We start from the raw sequence: 15,353 nt of genomic DNA on the forward strand, positions 1-15,353 counted from the left end.
TCCGAAAGGCGTTTCGGTGCCCGAGGAGTGTGGGCACCCTAGCCGAATCGCTCCGCCGAGAACGGGCTTGGATCCACATGGGTCGGCTCGCCCGTCATCATTTCCGCCAGCAGCCGTCCCGTGGCCGGGCCCAGCGTGAAGCCGAGATGCTGGTGGCCGAAGGCGAGCCAGAGGTTCCCATGGCGCGGAGCCCTGTCGATGACCGGGCGCGAATCCGGAAACATCGGGCGCGCGCCCATCCAGGGTTCAGGCTCGGCGCGGGTGCCGAGCGGGAAGAGGTCGCGCGCCAGCTTCTCGGACCGGTCAACCTGCACCGGCGTTTTCGGAGCGTCGCGTCGGGCGAATTCGACGCCGGTCGTAAGGCGGATGCCCCCTACCATCGGCGTCAGGACGTAGCCGCCTGCCTCATCGATCACGGGGCGGCCGAGCGTGGCGCCGTCGGCCGCCCTGTAGTGCATGTGGTAGCCGCGCTTGACGGCAAGGGGCAGACGGTAACCGAGCGGTGCGAGCACGTCCATCGACCAGGGGCCCAGGCACACCACCACCTCGCGTGCCTCGATCTGCGACGCGCCGGCGCCGATCGTCCAGCCGGCTCCTCCCTGCCTCAGGCTCCCGGCGTCACCCCTGAGCACGACGCCGCCGATCTTCGCCAGGTAGGACGCATAAGCCTTGGTGACGCCGCCGGGGCTCGACACGCTGTGCGGATCGGTCCAGTGCGTGCCTGCGATGAAGTCCGGCCGCAGGGACGGCTCCAATGCGAGGGTCTCCTCGCGATCGAGGTGCCTGACCTGATGGCCGAATTCGGCCGCGAGGGCGAGCGACTTCTCTTCGGCGCGGCAGTCTTCCTCCGTGCGGTGGATCTTGAGCCAGCCGGTATCGCGGAAGAAGCTTTCCGCGTCGGCCTTGCTCGCCAGGGCGCGATGCTCGGCCACGGTTGTGCTCAGGATGGGATACATGAGGCGGGCGGTGGCATCGAGCCGGTCCGGCGCGGAATTGCGCCAATAGGCAAGGAGCCAGGGAGCGAGGCGGGGAAGCGCCGACCAGTGATAATTGGCCCCCGGATAGCGTTTCAGGACAATTTCGGCGAGTGCCGGCAGGCTGCGGGGAAAGGCGATCGGCAGGAGGGACGTGCGCTCGACCAGGCCGGCATTGCCGTGGGATGTTTCCTCGCCCGGTCCCCGCCGGTCGATCAGCGCGACGGCCCTGCCGCGCTCCTGGAGATGGACCGCGACCGAGGTGCCGACGATACCGCCACCCAGCACCAGGACGTCATAACGCATGGGAATCCTCCCGTGGAGACCAGCCTGGGAGGCCATCTCCTTCATTTCAAGCCGTGGTTGTCGGGACTGTCGGGCCGGCACCTTCAGTCTTCTGGCGGAACGCCATGATATCCCAGGGCCTTCACGGCCCCGACGATTGCCCTGAAGCTCTTGTAGGCCGGCTCGCTGTGGTGGCGCGCACGCATGTAGGAGTGGTCGAGCGCCGGCTCCGCGCGCAGCTTCACCGGCACGCCGGCCGCTTCCAGCCGTTCGGCGAAGATGAAGGCTTCGTCCTGCAGCGTGTCGTGTGCCGCGGCCGTGATGAAGGCCGGTGGCAGGCCCGCATAGTCGGTCTCGAGCAGGGGAAGCGCGAGCTTGTTCCCGTGCGCCGGGCTGTCCGGGGGACCGAGAAAGGCGTCGAGATAATAGCGCATCTCCTCGCGTGAGAGCGCCGACGAGAGGCCGTTGCGGCGATAGGAATCCGTCTGCATGTCGGCGTCGAGCACCGGATAGACGAGAACCTGGCCGCGCAGCGCCTTCACACCCCGGTCGCGAAGCGCGATGGCGAGCGAAGCGGTCATCTGCCCGCCGGCGCTGTCGCCGCCGGCAACGAGGCGGGCGGTGTCGATGCCATGTGCCGCTCCCTCCGCCATGACCCAGTCGAAAAATGCGAGGGCATCCTCGCATTGCGCCGGAAAGGGGTTTTCGGGCGCGAGACGATAGTCGAGGGCGGCCACCACGACGCCGGCGCCTGCGGCGATCTCCGCGCACATGTCGTCATGGGTTTCGAGGCTGCCGAGCACCCAGCCGCCGCCATGGAAGTACAGCAGCCCCGGACGATGGTCCGCTCCCTCCGGCCGATAGACGCGCAGCTTCAGGGGCGCGTGCCTGTCGCGGAGGATGAGATCATAGACGGACAGGCCCGGTGGGCGGGGTGCCTGCCATGCCTTGCACACGGCGTCCCAGGCCGAACGCTGGCGCTCCAGCGGCCAATGGACGGCTTCGGGCGGTGTCTCGGCCGTGAGTTTGTCGCGGAATTCGGCCATGCCGGGATCGAGCGGCAGGCGGGCGGCGGCAAGCTTGTCGAGTCGGGCGGAAAGTTCGGGAGAGGCTTTGGTCATTGCAACTCGGTGGAGGTTACGCCTTGAAGAAGGCCCGGATCTGCGCAAGGAACTGAGCGGGCGGCCCGGGCGGCGCGCTGACGGCGGCTGCAGCATCGCGCGCCAGGAAGGCCTGGTTGCGGCGCACGGACGCCTCGAAGGCCTGGGCTAGGCTGGGCTCGGCCGTCATCAGGGGCTCCAGATCCTCCTTGTGCAGCTCGAAGACGATGCAGCGCGTCAGGGCCATGATGGTGCCGGCATTGGGTGCTCCCGTCAGCAGCCCGATTTCGCCGAAATAATCGCCGGGGCCGAGACGCCCGACCACGTGGGAGCGTCCGTTGATGGAGCGGCTGCCTTCCAGGACGCCCGAGGCGACGATGAAAAGGATCGCCTGCACGCCGCCCTGGGAGACGAGGGTGGTGGTCGGCTCCAGCCGGCGCCGGGTCATGCGCTTGGCAAGCTCGGCGCGCTGCTTGGGCGAAAGATCCTGGAACAGGGATACGTCGCTGAGCAGCATATCCGGCGGAAGGGTCTCCATCAGGCCGGTGGAAGCCGTCATCGGCCCGATCGGCGTCGAGATCATGCCGGCGCTCGAGGGGCGGATCGAATGGTAGTGGAACTGGCGCAGCACTTCCTTCAGCAAGGTGCTCTTGGCCGAGCCGAGATGATCTGTATGGGCCACCGAGAAATAGATGTCGTAGGAGTTGGAGCGCACCCCTATGCGCACCAGGGCCGAGGAGGCGGCCGGCTCGGTGAGGATCTTCGGCGTGAGCATCGCGGCCTGCCTGAGCAATTCCATCACGAGATCGGGCCGGGCGGATGATTCACATGAAACCTGGACGGAGTCGTCCCGCCGCGTGCTGGGCTTGCTGCGATTGATGACGCGCGACTTGGCAATGAGGCTGTTGGGGATGGTGGCGATGTCGTTGGCGTCGGTCCGCACCCGGATCGAGCGCCAGTTCACCTGAACGATCACGCCCTCGATCGACCCATCCACCCAGATCCGGTCTCCGACCGTGTAGGGGTGCTCGATGCCCACCGCGATTCCGGCGAACACGTCCGCGAGCGTGTTCTGCAGCGCCAGGGCCAGCACGATGGCGATGATGCCGGAGGTGGCCAGCAGCGCCCGCACCGGCAGGTTGAAGACGAAGTTGACGATGGCCAGCACCGCCGTGATGTAGATGAGGCCGGCTATCAGGTCCGAGGCGAGCTTGGCCTGGCTCGATTCGCGCTTGCTCCAGAGCGTGAGGTGGAGGATCCCCACCACGAGCCGCGCGCCCACAAGCCACCACAGGCTGATGAGCCCCTGCTGCCAGAACGCGATGCGGATATCGCTGTCGAAGGTCGGCGCGGCGGGCATGCCGCTGGTGCGCAGCAGCAGCAGCGTGAAGACAAGGTAGAGCCCGCCGGCGATGCTGGCGCGCAGCCAGACCGGCCGCCAGGTAATCCACCAGTTCGCCGTGGCCAGGACGGCGAAGAACGTGGCCAGGATCAGTTCCGCGAATTGCGACACGAGGACCATGCGTTGGTGTGAGACGGCCGCATGATTGCATCGGATCGTTTCGGATACCAGAGGGGCGATCTCCGATCGCCACTTCGTGTTTCGTGCGCCTCGGCCCGCAAGTTTGGCGGTTGCGGCGAGTCGCCTGCGGTCCCGGGGCCGCCTTACTCGGCCAGGCGAAGCTGCATGAAGACGAGGTCGAGCCATTTGCCGAATTTCTGGCCGACCTCCGGCATCCGGCCCGTCTCCACGAAGCCGAAGCGCCGATGCAGGGCGAGGGAGGCCGTGTTGCCGGCCTCGATACCGCCCAGCATGACGTGCTTGCCGCCTTTCCGGGCTTCGCCGATCAGCGCGTCGAGCAGGCTGGCCCCGATGCCCCGTCCTCGGGCAGCCGCCGCCACATAGATCGAGTGCTCCACCGTGTAGCGATAGCCGTCGAAGGGCCGCCAGTCGCCGTAGCTGGCATAGCCGAGCACCTCTCCGGGACCGCCGGCTACCAGGATCGGATAGCCTTGGCTCGCGCGCGCATCGAACCACGCCCGGCGGTTGGCGAGATCGACCGTATCCCAGTTCCAGATCGCCGTCGTGTTGAGCACGGCGTCGTTGTAGATGGCGAGGATCGCCGGCAGGTCGGCGGCGACGGCTGGACGGATGTTCATGTCGGCAGTGCTTTCCAGAAGAAGGTGGTGTCGGACGGATCGCCATTGGCCATCAGCGCGTGATTCGGCATGACGCCGAGGCGCTGCCAGCCGAGCTTCTCGTAGAGCCGTTCGGCCGGTGAGCCCGTGGTGGTGTCGAGACTGAGCAGGGTGCGCCCTTCGGCCCGCGCCTTGGCCTCCAGCGCCGCCATCAAGGCCTCGGCGACACCGCGGCGGCGGCCGCGGCGATGCACGAGCAGCTTGGCGACATCGGCGCGGTGAGGTTGATTCTGGATCATCACCGGGCAGAGCTGCACGGTGCCGACCACGTCACCCTCGACGGCGGCGACGAAGAGGACGGCGCTGCCCTCGGCGACGCGGAGAGCCGTCCTGGCATAGAAGCCCTCCGCGGTCTCGCGCGAGATCGGCAGCAGGAAGGAAACGGACGCGCCACCCTCGACGCAGTCGATCAGGATATCGGCGAGAGCGGGCACCATGGCCCGCGCCTCCGCGGCTGTGGCTATTGAGATCGCGATCGTGCTCATCGGGGAATCTGCCGGGACGGGACGAGGATGACGAAGTAGAGCGCCGGTTCGCCGCCGGGATTGTGGAACATCAGCGGCTCGTCGAGCTGCATGTGCAGGCAGTCGCCCGGGTCCAGCGGGAAGACCTGGCCCCCGACGGTCATGGTCAGCCTGCCCTGCTGCAGCCAGACGAGTTGGTCGAAGGGCGTCGAATCCTGCGGGGCAAAAGGTACCAGCGCACCCGCCGGCAGTTCCACTTCCACGAGATCCACGATGCCGGACGCCGTGGCCGGCGACACCGCGCGGCGCAGGTAGCCCGAACCCGGATCGCGCCAGAGCGGCTGCTCGGCCCTGCGGGCGAGTGGAGAGGCGGCGGATTGGGCTGGCGCGAACAGCGCGGACAAGCTTACGCCGAGGCCGTTGCAGAGCCGGTTGAGCAACTGGGCGGTGGCGCTGGATTCCCCTCGCTCGATGCGCGAGATCATCGCCCGGCTGACGCCGCTGGCAGCGGCGAGCTGGTCGATGGTCAGGTGCATCTCGCCGCGCAGCGCCTTGATGCGTGCGCCGAGCTCCGCATCGATGGGATCAGGCATATCCATGATATAAGAATGCATTTCCACTATAGTGGAGTCAAGGGCGCAAGCCACCCCTCGCGTCGCATTCCCATCCCCGCCACAGCAGACGGCGGGGGGGCCTAATCCAGCCCAGCGAAATAGGCTCCCACTTCGTCGGAGAAACTGTAGCCCTCCATGGCGGAAACGGGGACGCCGTGCTCGATGAGCGCACGGGCACAGGCGACATAGTCGCGCGGTGCGGGATCCTCGATCTCGTCGGCTCGCGAAGCCCAGGAGAGGGTGCCGATGACGTTGTCGCCATAGCCGTGCCGCGTGCGCCAGTCGGCGCCCTCTGCCAGCAGCAGGCGGGTCATGGCGGCATCGCCCTGGAAAACGGCGAGGTTGAGGGCGGTGGCATCCCACCCTGTCCTGATCTCGCGGGGCCAGCCCGATGCGAGCATGGTACGGACCGCCTCCAGCGCGCCGACCGCCGCAAGTTGCGGCAGTATCTGCAACTGCCGGGAATCGAGGCGGGCGACGATGTCGGGCATGCGTTTCCGCATCCGGCTGGCAGACGCCGCATCGCCGCTCGTGCAGGCGGCGATGAAGGCCTCCTCGTCGCTCAGCTTCTCCTCCACCCCGAGGCTGCGCAGGAGTTCGACGACATCGGTCCGCCCGTGGAGTCCGGCCCAGCGACAGAGAGTGATGCCGTCCTGGTCGACCGCTCCAGGATCGGCACCAGCCTCCAGCAGGATGTGGATATGCTCGACCGAGCGCCCACGCAGGATGGCGTGATGCGCCCAGGGTCGCTCGCGCGCATCGCCGCCATGGGCGAGGATCTCCCGCAACAATGCTGGCTTGTCGTAGTCCAGCACCCGACCGATCGTGTTGGTGCCGCGGACGCGCGCGCCGGCCTCCAGCAGGAGGAGCGTGCAGTCCGGTGCGCGCGCCTCGACCGAGTGATAGAGCGATTCGTTGTCATCCGGGGTGGCGCCGGCCGCGAGCAGGAGCTTGGTCATGCCCGGGTGGTGGGTGACGCCTGCCGCTCCGTAGAGCGCCGAGAGGGGCCATTCCGGGTAATCGGGGTCGGTCCAGGTGGCGTTGGCGTCTGCCCCGGCCGCGAGAAGAAGCTGCGCGGAAGCGAGCAAGGGCTTTTCGAAGGCTTCCTCCAGGATGAGGCGCGAATGGGCGACGGCAACCAGCGGCGCCATGGTGCGCGGGCCCGAGGCACGGCCAACCCAGTCCGTATCCTGTGCGATTCGATCGCGCAGGATGGATTCATTGCCGACGATGCAGGCGAACCACGGGTCGTCGCCGAGAAGATCCGGTTGATCCGCGAGCGCCCGAACCGCCAGGCGGCGCTCCCTCGCATTGCCTTCGAGACACCAGCGCAACCACGTCGCGAGCTGCTCCGCCCGGGAACCGCGAAGCCAGGCAACCGCCCGCTTGAGCTCCCCCCAGCTCCTGAAACCATAGTCCCGCGCGATGACCGACTGGGCGTCGTGGAGGCGCAGGTCGTGCCCGGCCATCAGGTGCGGGGCGAGGCCGCGGGCAGCAGGGAGTTGCTCGGCAAAATGCCGCAGGGCCGCGGCCTCTCCATTGCGGGCGGCGCGGAGCAGGGCCTTGGCCTGCTTCTTCAGATGCGACAGATCGGGGGATGGGGGAAGGGTCTTCATCATGCCTCCATGTGCTCATGGCCGAAGACCCGCAGTCGGCTGCACAGGGGCAGGTAGTTCGATATCGTCAAGACCGAGGGGTTAAACCCTTTCCGCGGGTCCGGAGGCGTCTCGCATCGCCGACAGGAACGATAGCCGGGGAGGCGAAAGGCGGCAAGCCTCTTTCATGTTCGGCTGTCGGCGTGCCCGGCGAGTGTGTCGATCATCGCCCTTGTCGCCGCCGAAAGCCTGCGATGCGGGGCGTGGATCACCGAGAAAGGCCGTGCGCGGCCGCGCAAAAGGGGCAGCACCTCGACGAGACGGCCACGCTGCAGCCGGTCTCGGACGATGAAATCGTAGCTCTGGCAGATGCCGATACCCTCCTCGGCCAGATGCACGACGCCGAGCACGTCATCGGAGACCTGCAGGCGCGATCGGGGCTGCCAGTCGATGTCCCGCTCCTCGTCGCGGAACAACCAGGGTGCGAGGCGTCCTGTGCTCGGCATCAGGAAGGGCAGGCAGACATGCTGCTCAAGCGCCTCCAGATGGTCGGGAATACCTGAGCGGTCGAGATAGTCGGGAGAGGCCACCAGGCAGAGGGCCGCATCCTCCAGCTTGCGTGCAACCAGACCACTGTCGGGAAGCTGTCCGAGGCGTACGGCCAGATCGAAACCCTCGGCCACCAGGTCGACATTGCGGTTGGCGATGTTCACCTCCACATCCACCATCGGATGGCGCCGGGTATAGGCTCGCAGCAGCGGCGGAAGGCGATAATGGCCATATGTGGTGGGAACGCTGAGGCGCACGCGACCGCTCAGCGCTCCGCCTTGGCCCTGGATCGCCCGCTCGGCGTCGTCGATCAGATCAAAGGCATTGCGGGACTGCTCCAGATAGAGGCGTCCTGCATCGGTGAGGCCGAGGCTGCGGGTCGTGCGGCGCAGGAGCTGTGCCCCAAGCCGGGTCTCGAGCCGGGTGACGGCGCGGCTGATGACCGAGGGCGTGGTGGAAAGCGTTACGGCGGCAGCCGTCAGCGAGCCTTGCTCCACGACGGCAATGAAGGCCTCGACATCGGCAAGATGATCGAATCGGCGGCTCATTCTTGCCTCCAAAGAACAAATGCTTTGCCAGCGTGATTATTTATCGTCATTCAAGCAAGAGATAGATTCCGGTCCAGTTGCTTTTCCCTTGAAGGATCGAGACATGACGCAGACGATTTCCCCCATCGTGAAGCCGGTGCTCTTCGTATTGACCAGCCATGGCACCAAAGGCGCCACCGGTGAACCGACGGGCTATTATCTTGGCGAGGTCACCCATCCGCTGGCCGAACTCGAGGCGGCCGGCATCCCGGTCGAGTTCGCTTCAATCGAGGGTGGCGAGCCGCCGATCGACGGCCTCGACCTCGAGGACGTGGTCAATGCCCGCTACTGGAACGACCCTGCGTTCCGCCGCAATGTGAGCCATACACCCAGGCTCGCCGATGCCGACCTGGCGCGCTATGGCGCGATCTTCTTTGCGGGCGGCCACGGCGCGATGTGGGATTTCCCCGCCAGCGCCGCCGTCGCCGCATCGATCCGTTCCATCTATGAGCGTGGCGGCATCGTCGCGGCCGTATGCCACGGTCCGGCGGCATTGGTGAACGCCACTCTCGGTGATGGTTCCTATCTCGTGGCCGGCAAGCGCATCGCCGCCTTCACAGACGCCGAGGAACATGCCGTCAAGCTGGAAAAGGTGGTGCCCTTCCTGCTGGCGAGCACCCTGGTTTCGCGCGGCGCGCTGCACCAGCCGGCACCGGAATGGACGGCCAACGTCATGGTCGACGGACGCCTTGTGACCGGCCAGAACCCCCAATCGGCAGCCGGTGTGGGCAAGGCCCTTCGCGACCTGCTGCTGGCGGCTCCCGCCGGCGCGGCCTGAATGGATGGCGGGCCACGACCGCCGTCCATTCATCTTCAAGCCGAGGGTTGCAGGGAGTCGGCTGTTGTTCGCCGTTCCCTCAGCCCTTCACGTAGTTGCGCCAGTTGTGCTGTTCCTTGAAGCCCAGCACGTCACGGATCTTGCGGTTGGACAGCAGCGTCTCGTATTCGCCGAGTTCGCCGCGCACCGGCACGTTGGGATAGAAGCGCTTCAGCAGCTCCGCGGTCGGCAGGTTCGAGGACGTGTGGTCATTGACCGCGTTGAAGACCTGAAAGCCGAGTCCGTCCTTCTCGATGGCGAGGCTGGTGATCTGGCCGAGGTCGCGCGCGTCGATATAGCTCCAGGCGATTTTCTTGCGGAAGCCGGGATCGGCGAACCATTTCGGGAAATTCTCCGTGTAGTCCTCCGGCACGATCACATTGCCGATGCGCAGCGCATAGATGTCGGTGCCGTCACGCTGGGCGAAGGCGCGAGCCGTCTTTTCGTTGACGATCTTGGACAGAGCGTAGCTGTCCATCGGGTCGACGTCATAATCCTCGTCGAGCGGAAAATAGGTAGGCTCGCGCGGCTCGTTCGCGAAGACGACGCCATAGGTCGTCTCGCTCGAGGCAATGACGATCTTGGGAATCCCGAGTTTCGTCGCCGCCTCGATGACGTTGTAGGTTCCCATCGCGTTGATGCGGAAGACCTCGTTGTCCGGCACGATCATGATGCGCGGTATGGCGGCGAAATGCACGACGGCATCGACCTTCTGCGGGCGGAGCGAGGGATCGAACTCGTGGAGCCCCATATAGCTCGACAGGGCGTTGAAGACCTGGCCCGAGTCGGTGATGTCGGCAATGAGCGTGCGCACCTTGGGATTGTCGAGCGGCTTCGTGTCGATGTTGAGCACCTCATAGCCGTGGTCGACGAGATACTGCACGACATGCCGGCCGGCCTTGCCGCTGCCGCCGGTGAACATGATACGTTTGGGCATTTCCTGCTCCGCGATTTGTTTGCTGAGACCTCGTCCCGCGCCTTCTTCGGGCGCTTCGGTCGGTGAATGGTAAGACAATAGAGGCTGGACGTGCCGGGGCAAGAGGCAAGGCGATCACAAACAGGCAATCGCCCGGCGCGAGCGGGGTATGAGCGGCGGGTTATCGTCTCCATTGCCCGGCAAGGATGACAAATGCCGTGCGCCTGCGTAGATCTAGCCACCCCTTGGTCTCATGAAGCGGATCTCCATGCCCCAGCCCCTGCGCGAAGCCGTCATTCCCGAGCTGCCGAACTACTACCGGGGCAAGGTTCGCGAGAACTACGACTTGCCGGACGGGCGGCGCATCATCATCGCCACCGATCGCCTGAGCGCCTTCGATCGCGCCATCGCCTGCATCCCCTTCAAGGGGCAGGTGTTGACGCAGACCGCCCGCTTCTGGTTCGAGCAGACGGGGGACATCTGCCCCAACCATGTGCTCGACTATCCCGATCCCAATGTCGTTGTGGGCCGCAGGCTCGAAATCCTGCCGGTCGAGATGGTGGTGCGCGGCTATCTTGCGGGCACGACGGGTACGTCCGTGCTGACCATGTACAAGCAGGGCAAGCGGGAGATGTACGGCGTCCGCTTTCCCGATGGGCTGCGCGACAACCAAGCCCTGCCGCAGGCCATCATCACGCCGACCAGCAAGGCCTTCGACGGCGGCCATGACGAGCCCCTGTCGGCCGGGGAAATCGTGCGAACGGGATTGCTCAACCAGAAGCAGTGGGACGAAGTCTCCGCCTATGCTCTCGCCCTGTTTGCCCAGGGGCAGGAGACGGCGCTCCGGTGCGGCCTCATCCTCGCCGATACCAAATATGAATTCGGCATCGACACGGATGGGCGCATCCTGCTGGCCGACGAGATCCACACCCCTGATTCGAGCCGTTACTGGTTCGCGGGGAGCTATGACGAGCGCTTCGCACGAGGCGAGAAGCCCGAGAGTTTCGACAAAGACTTCGTGCGCAACTGGGTAGCCGCTCGCTGCGATCCCTACAGGGAGCCGATACCCGAGATCCCGGCCGACCTGATCGAGGAGACCTCGCAGGTCTATGTCCGCGCCTTCGAGACGATCACCGGCCAGGCCTTCGTGCCGCCCGCCGATGACGAGGAGCCGCTGCCGCGGATCAGGAAGAACCTCGCAAAGTATTTTTGAGGAAGCGACTTCTTACGCTCGATGAAGAGGAAGACCCCTTCCCTTCCTACCGACTTCTCAGCCATATCGGGGCACCGATTCTTCCCTGGAGAGAAACTGCCATGCTGGGTTCCATCCCGCGCGTCATCGGGCATCGTGGCGCGGCGGCGCATGCGCCGGAGAACACGCTCGAATCCATCCGCTGCGCCGCGGCCTTCGGGGCAAGGATGGTGGAAGTGGATGTCCAGCTCACGCGCGACGAAGTGCCCGTCATCATTCACGACGATACGCTGGACCGCACGACCACGGGCACGGGCCCGGTCTTCGAGAGGAGCTGGAAGGAAATCCGCGAGCTCGATGCCGGCGCCCCCTTCGGACGGGCCTTTGCCGGGGAGCACGTCCCCACCCTGCAGGACGTGCTGGTTCTTTGCCGCGAGCTGAGGCTGGGACTGAACGTCGAAATCAAGCCTTATCCCGGCACGGATGTGCGAACGGCCGAGATTGCCCTTTCCACTCTGGAGGCCTTCGGTCCGCTGGAGGGCCCGCTGCTGGTCTCGAGTTTTTCGATCGAGAGCCTGAGGGCGGCGCACGCGCTGGCACCGGATCTGCCTTTGGGCTACCTGATCTACGACCGCCCGGACGACTGGGCCGCCATCGCCGACGAAGTCGGCGCCGCCGCCATCAATTTCGACCACAGCAGGGAGACGCCGCAGACGATCGCCGCCTATGCCACGACCGGACGCCCGCTCCTCTCCTATACGGTCAACACGGCAGAGCGGGCCAGGGAACTCTTCGATCTCGGTGTCGCCGGCGTCTTCACCGATTTTCCCGGCCGGATCCTGCGGGTGGCGTGAGGGCACGCCCGGAATGACGGTGCGATCGACGGCGAGCCGTCCTGGTCCCCTGCCGGGGATCAGAGCCTCTTCCGGGTTTCCTTGTCGAACAGGTGCGCGCGTTTCACGTCGATCCTGAGCTGGATGGTCTCGCCCGGCCTCTCGGGAATGCGGTCCTTCACGACGGCCACGATCGGATCCTGCCCGACATGGGCGAAGATCTGGGTCTCCGAGCCGGTCGGTTCCAGCACCGAGATCGTGGCTGCGCTGCCACCGGGGGCGTGGTCGATATGTTCGGGCCGGATGCCGTAGATGACTTCCTGGCCCGGCGCCGCATCCGCGGCCGGAACGGGAAGCACCGTGCCGGTCTTGCTGACAAAAACGGTGGTTCCGTCCCGCTGCTCGAGCCGCCCCTCGATGAAATTCATCGAGGGCGAGCCGATGAAGCCGGCCACGAAGGTGTTGGCGGGCTTGTCGTAGAGATCGAGCGGATTGCCGATCTGCTCCACGCGCCCATCCTTCATCACCACGATCTTGTCGGCCATGGTCATGGCCTCGATCTGGTCGTGGGTGACGTAGATCGTCGTCGTCTTCAGGCGCTGGTGCAGTTCCTTGATCTCGACGCGCATCGCCACGCGCAGCTTGGCGTCGAGATTGGAGAGCGGTTCGTCGAAGAGGAACACCTGGGGATCGCGCACGATGGCGCGGCCCATGGCGACGCGTTGGCGCTGGCCGCCCGAGAGCTGCCGGGGGAAGCGGTTGAGCAGCTTGCCGAGGTCGAGGATCTCGGCGGCGCGCTTCACCTTCTGCTGGATCTCCGCCTTGGGCGTGCCCTTGAGACGGAGCGAAAAGCTCATATTGTCGGCCACGTTCATATGCGGATAGAGCGCGTAATTCTGGAACACCATGGCGATGTCGCGCTCCTTGGGCGGCTTGGTGTTCACCACCTTGTCGCCGATCATCACCTCGCCGCCGGAAATCTCCTCGAGGCCCGCCACCATGCGCAGCAGGGTCGACTTGCCGCAGCCCGAGGGCCCGACCAGCACCACGAACTCGCCGTCCTCGATGTCGACCGACACGCCGTGGATGACCTTGACGTTGCCGTAGTTCTTGACGACGTCCCTGATCTTGACATTGGCCATTCGAAAGTCCCGCTCTCCTGGGGCCTCCTGGCGTTTCCGAGGCCCTGCATAGATGAAAATCCGGCTTCGGCTCCGCCGCCTCAGCCCTTCTTGATGATGAAGAAGCCGAGCACGACCGAGATCGCCGTGGCGACGTAGATCGACAGATGGGCTTCCAGAAAGCGCATCCAGAACAGATGGATGGCGATCAGGCAGACCAGGGCGATGAAACCGCGATCGAAGCCGTTGGTATGGATGGGCAGGAAGCCGGTCTTTTCCGCCACGACCTTCGTGGCTTCCTCGTCCTGCTCGTCGAGATTGGCGAAATCGTTCATGGCTCTACCCCTTCACGGCGCCGAAGGTGAGGCCCGCCACGATATGGCGCTGCACCACGCCGAGGATGATCAGCGCCGGCACGATCGTGAGCATGGCGGTGGCCGCGAGCTGGCCCCAATTGGTGCCGGTGACCGAGACATATTCGGCCAGCAGCGTGGTGATGGTGCGCGCCTGCACGCTCGTCAGCGTGGCTGCCAGCAGATATTCGTTCCAGGCGAAGATCCAGGTGAGGATCATCGTCACCGCCAGGCCTGGACGGGCGAGCGGGAAGATCACCTTGGTGAGAAGCTGGAAGGTCGAGGCGCCGTCGATGGTCGCGGCCTCGTCGAGCTCGACCGGAATGGCATCGATGATGGAACGCAGCGTCCAGACCGCGAAGGGCAGGTTGAACACGCAATAGAGCAGGATTAGCCCGATGCGCGTGTCGAAGAGCTTCCAGTCGCCGAAGGTGACGACCTGCGTGTAGATCAGGAACAGCGGCAGCAGGAACACGGCCGGCGGGGCCATGCGGTTGGTGATGGTCCAGAAGAAAACGTTCTCCTTGCCCACTAGCTTGTAGCGCGACAGGGCATAGGTGGCGAGGAAGCCGAGCAGGGTGACCAGCGCCGCGTTCGAGGTCGCGATGATGATCGAGTTCAGCATGTATTTCTGGAACCCGGGGTCGGTCAGCGCATTGGCGTAGTTGTCCGGATAGAAGGACTTGAGCAGGAAGCTCGGCGAGCCGAAGAGGTCTACGCGGCTCTTGGCCGAGACCACGAACAGCCAGTAGATCGGCGCGAGGGTGACGATGCTCAGCACGATCCACAGGACGATGCTGACGAGAGCATTTTGCTTGCGCATTATTCGGGCCTCCGCAAATCGCGCCGGGCCACAAGGGCCGAGTAGAGCAGCCAGCACATGACGATGGTCAGGTAGAGCACGATGACGGACATGGCCCCGCCATAGCCGTAGTCCTTCTTGGGAAACACCACGCGGAAGATGTAGAGGCCGACGAAGCGGGTGGCGTCGCCGGGGCCGCCGCTGGTGAGCATGAAGATCTCGTCGAAGGTGCGCAGCGCGTCCATCAGGCGGATGAAGACGGTGGCGAGGATGGCCGGCTTCAGCATGGGCAGCGTGACGTACCAGAACACCTGGAAGCGATTGGCGCCGTCGATCTGAGCCTGCTCGAAGGGATCCTTCGGCAGGGAGGACAGCGCCGCCAGCAGCGTCAGGGTGACGAGCGGCGTCCAGTGCCAGATATCCATCAGCACGACGGCGGTGAAAGCCTGGTCGGAGAAACGGCTGATGTTGAGGTCGATGCCGAACCAGTTGCGCAGGTAGGTCGGCACGGGTCCGAGGCCGGGCGTCAGCAGCAGGCGCCAGATCGCGCCCACGGCGATCGGGGCGATGACGAGCGGCAGCGTATGGATGGTGCGGAAGAAGCCCTTGCCCGGAAAGTCGCGCGTGAAGAGCTGCGCCAGGAGATAGCCGAGGATGATCTCGCTCACCACGGCGAACACGCCGAACAGCAGCGTCGAGCGGATCGAGCGCAGGAAATCGGTGTCGAACACCAGGGCGCGGAAATTATCCAGCCCGTTGAAGTGCATGGCCGGATCGGCGGCGAAGCTGTTCCATTGGCTGAAGGAGACCACCAGCACATAGATGAACGGCACGACACCGAAGAGGACGAGGATCAGAAGGGTCGGCGCGAGCAGGAGCCAGCCGGTTGTCGACGAACGCATGAGGTTTCCTTTGTAGGCGGCGGGAGAGAAGCATGAGGCGCCCGGCTCCC

The 15,353-nt window shown here is 65.5% G+C and carries 16 protein-coding genes; 3 read left to right on the plus strand and 13 right to left on the minus strand.

The genetic code is table 11. The features are described 5' to 3' along the window. Nucleotides 1-38: 38 nt before the first annotated feature. From AC6H34_RS10175 to AC6H34_RS10210, 8 genes are all read right to left on the minus strand, one after another. Nucleotides 39-1,280 carry an NAD(P)/FAD-dependent oxidoreductase gene (locus AC6H34_RS10175; RefSeq protein ID WP_497538729.1) on the minus strand — a complete coding sequence of 414 codons (1,242 nt, stop codon included), beginning with the start codon at nucleotides 1,278-1,280 and terminating at the stop codon, nucleotides 39-41. 83 nt (nucleotides 1,281-1,363) lie between these two features. After that, the gene (locus AC6H34_RS10180; RefSeq protein ID WP_497538730.1) at nucleotides 1,364-2,380 is read right to left on the minus strand and encodes an alpha/beta hydrolase; all 1,017 of its coding nucleotides are present in this window, start codon (nucleotides 2,378-2,380) and stop codon (nucleotides 1,364-1,366) included. A 16-nt stretch (nucleotides 2,381-2,396) separates the two neighbouring features. After that, nucleotides 2,397-3,872 (minus strand): mechanosensitive ion channel family protein, encoded by a 1,476-nt coding sequence (locus tag AC6H34_RS10185; RefSeq protein ID WP_448150146.1) that lies wholly within the window; start codon nucleotides 3,870-3,872, stop codon nucleotides 2,397-2,399. A 152-nt stretch (nucleotides 3,873-4,024) separates the two neighbouring features. Beyond that, entirely contained in the window at nucleotides 4,025-4,519 is a 495-nt protein-coding gene (locus AC6H34_RS10190; protein WP_448150145.1) for a GNAT family N-acetyltransferase, read from the minus strand. Further along, entirely contained in the window at nucleotides 4,516-5,043 is a 528-nt protein-coding gene (locus tag AC6H34_RS10195; RefSeq protein WP_448150144.1) for a GNAT family N-acetyltransferase, read from the minus strand. The genes AC6H34_RS10190 and AC6H34_RS10195 overlap by 4 nt, the downstream gene beginning before the upstream one ends. Continuing rightward, on the minus strand, nucleotides 5,040-5,615 hold the full coding sequence (locus AC6H34_RS10200) for a helix-turn-helix domain-containing protein (RefSeq protein ID WP_448151382.1): 576 nt from the start codon (nucleotides 5,613-5,615) through the stop codon (nucleotides 5,040-5,042). Before AC6H34_RS10200 ends, AC6H34_RS10195 begins: the two co-directional genes overlap by 4 nt. A 101-nt stretch (nucleotides 5,616-5,716) precedes the next feature. Beyond that, on the minus strand, nucleotides 5,717-7,255 hold the full coding sequence (locus AC6H34_RS10205) for an ankyrin repeat domain-containing protein (RefSeq protein WP_497538731.1): 1,539 nt from the start codon (nucleotides 7,253-7,255) through the stop codon (nucleotides 5,717-5,719). A 161-nt stretch (nucleotides 7,256-7,416) separates the two neighbouring features. After that, nucleotides 7,417-8,328, minus strand: a complete 912-nt coding sequence (locus AC6H34_RS10210) for a LysR family transcriptional regulator (RefSeq protein ID WP_448150142.1) — start codon at nucleotides 8,326-8,328, stop codon at nucleotides 7,417-7,419. Nucleotides 8,329-8,431: 103 nt separating this feature from the next. On the opposite strand from AC6H34_RS10210, the gene AC6H34_RS10215 reads away from it, so the two are divergent. Next, nucleotides 8,432-9,145, plus strand: coding sequence for a type 1 glutamine amidotransferase domain-containing protein (locus AC6H34_RS10215; RefSeq protein ID WP_448150141.1), 714 nt, complete (start codon nucleotides 8,432-8,434; stop codon nucleotides 9,143-9,145). A 79-nt stretch (nucleotides 9,146-9,224) separates the two neighbouring features. Here the strand turns inward: AC6H34_RS10215 and AC6H34_RS10220 are convergent, their stop codons facing one another. Beyond that, entirely contained in the window at nucleotides 9,225-10,121 is an 897-nt protein-coding gene (locus AC6H34_RS10220; RefSeq protein ID WP_448150140.1) for an NAD-dependent epimerase/dehydratase family protein, read from the minus strand. 247 nt (nucleotides 10,122-10,368) lie between these two features. Here AC6H34_RS10220 and AC6H34_RS10225 point away from each other — a divergent pair, with 247 nt between their 5' ends. Both AC6H34_RS10225 and AC6H34_RS10230 read left to right on the plus strand, forming a co-directional pair. After that, nucleotides 10,369-11,313: a phosphoribosylaminoimidazolesuccinocarboxamide synthase gene (locus AC6H34_RS10225; RefSeq protein WP_497538732.1), complete on the plus strand. Its 945-nt coding sequence runs from the start codon at nucleotides 10,369-10,371 to the stop codon at nucleotides 11,311-11,313. A 101-nt stretch (nucleotides 11,314-11,414) separates the two neighbouring features. Then, a complete protein-coding gene (locus tag AC6H34_RS10230; protein WP_497538733.1) occupies nucleotides 11,415-12,146 on the plus strand; it encodes a glycerophosphoryl diester phosphodiesterase in 732 nt (243 codons plus the stop codon). 59 nt (nucleotides 12,147-12,205) lie between these two features. Here the strand turns inward: AC6H34_RS10230 and AC6H34_RS10235 are convergent, their stop codons facing one another. From AC6H34_RS10235 to AC6H34_RS10250, 4 genes are all read right to left on the minus strand, one after another. Next, nucleotides 12,206-13,267 carry an ABC transporter ATP-binding protein gene (locus tag AC6H34_RS10235; RefSeq protein WP_497538734.1) on the minus strand — a complete coding sequence of 354 codons (1,062 nt, stop codon included), beginning with the start codon at nucleotides 13,265-13,267 and terminating at the stop codon, nucleotides 12,206-12,208. Nucleotides 13,268-13,347: 80 nt separating this feature from the next. Continuing rightward, a complete protein-coding gene (locus AC6H34_RS10240; RefSeq protein ID WP_497538735.1) occupies nucleotides 13,348-13,581 on the minus strand; it encodes a DUF2160 family membrane protein in 234 nt (77 codons plus the stop codon). Between the two features lie 4 nt (nucleotides 13,582-13,585). Continuing rightward, on the minus strand, nucleotides 13,586-14,422 hold the full coding sequence (locus tag AC6H34_RS10245; protein WP_448150135.1) for a carbohydrate ABC transporter permease: 837 nt from the start codon (nucleotides 14,420-14,422) through the stop codon (nucleotides 13,586-13,588). Continuing rightward, a complete protein-coding gene (locus tag AC6H34_RS10250) occupies nucleotides 14,422-15,303 on the minus strand; it encodes a carbohydrate ABC transporter permease (RefSeq protein WP_497538736.1) in 882 nt (293 codons plus the stop codon). The genes AC6H34_RS10245 and AC6H34_RS10250 overlap by 1 nt, the downstream gene beginning before the upstream one ends. Nucleotides 15,304-15,353: the final 50 nt, after the last annotated feature.

Source organism: Labrys sp. ALF-8 (genome assembly GCF_059699065.1).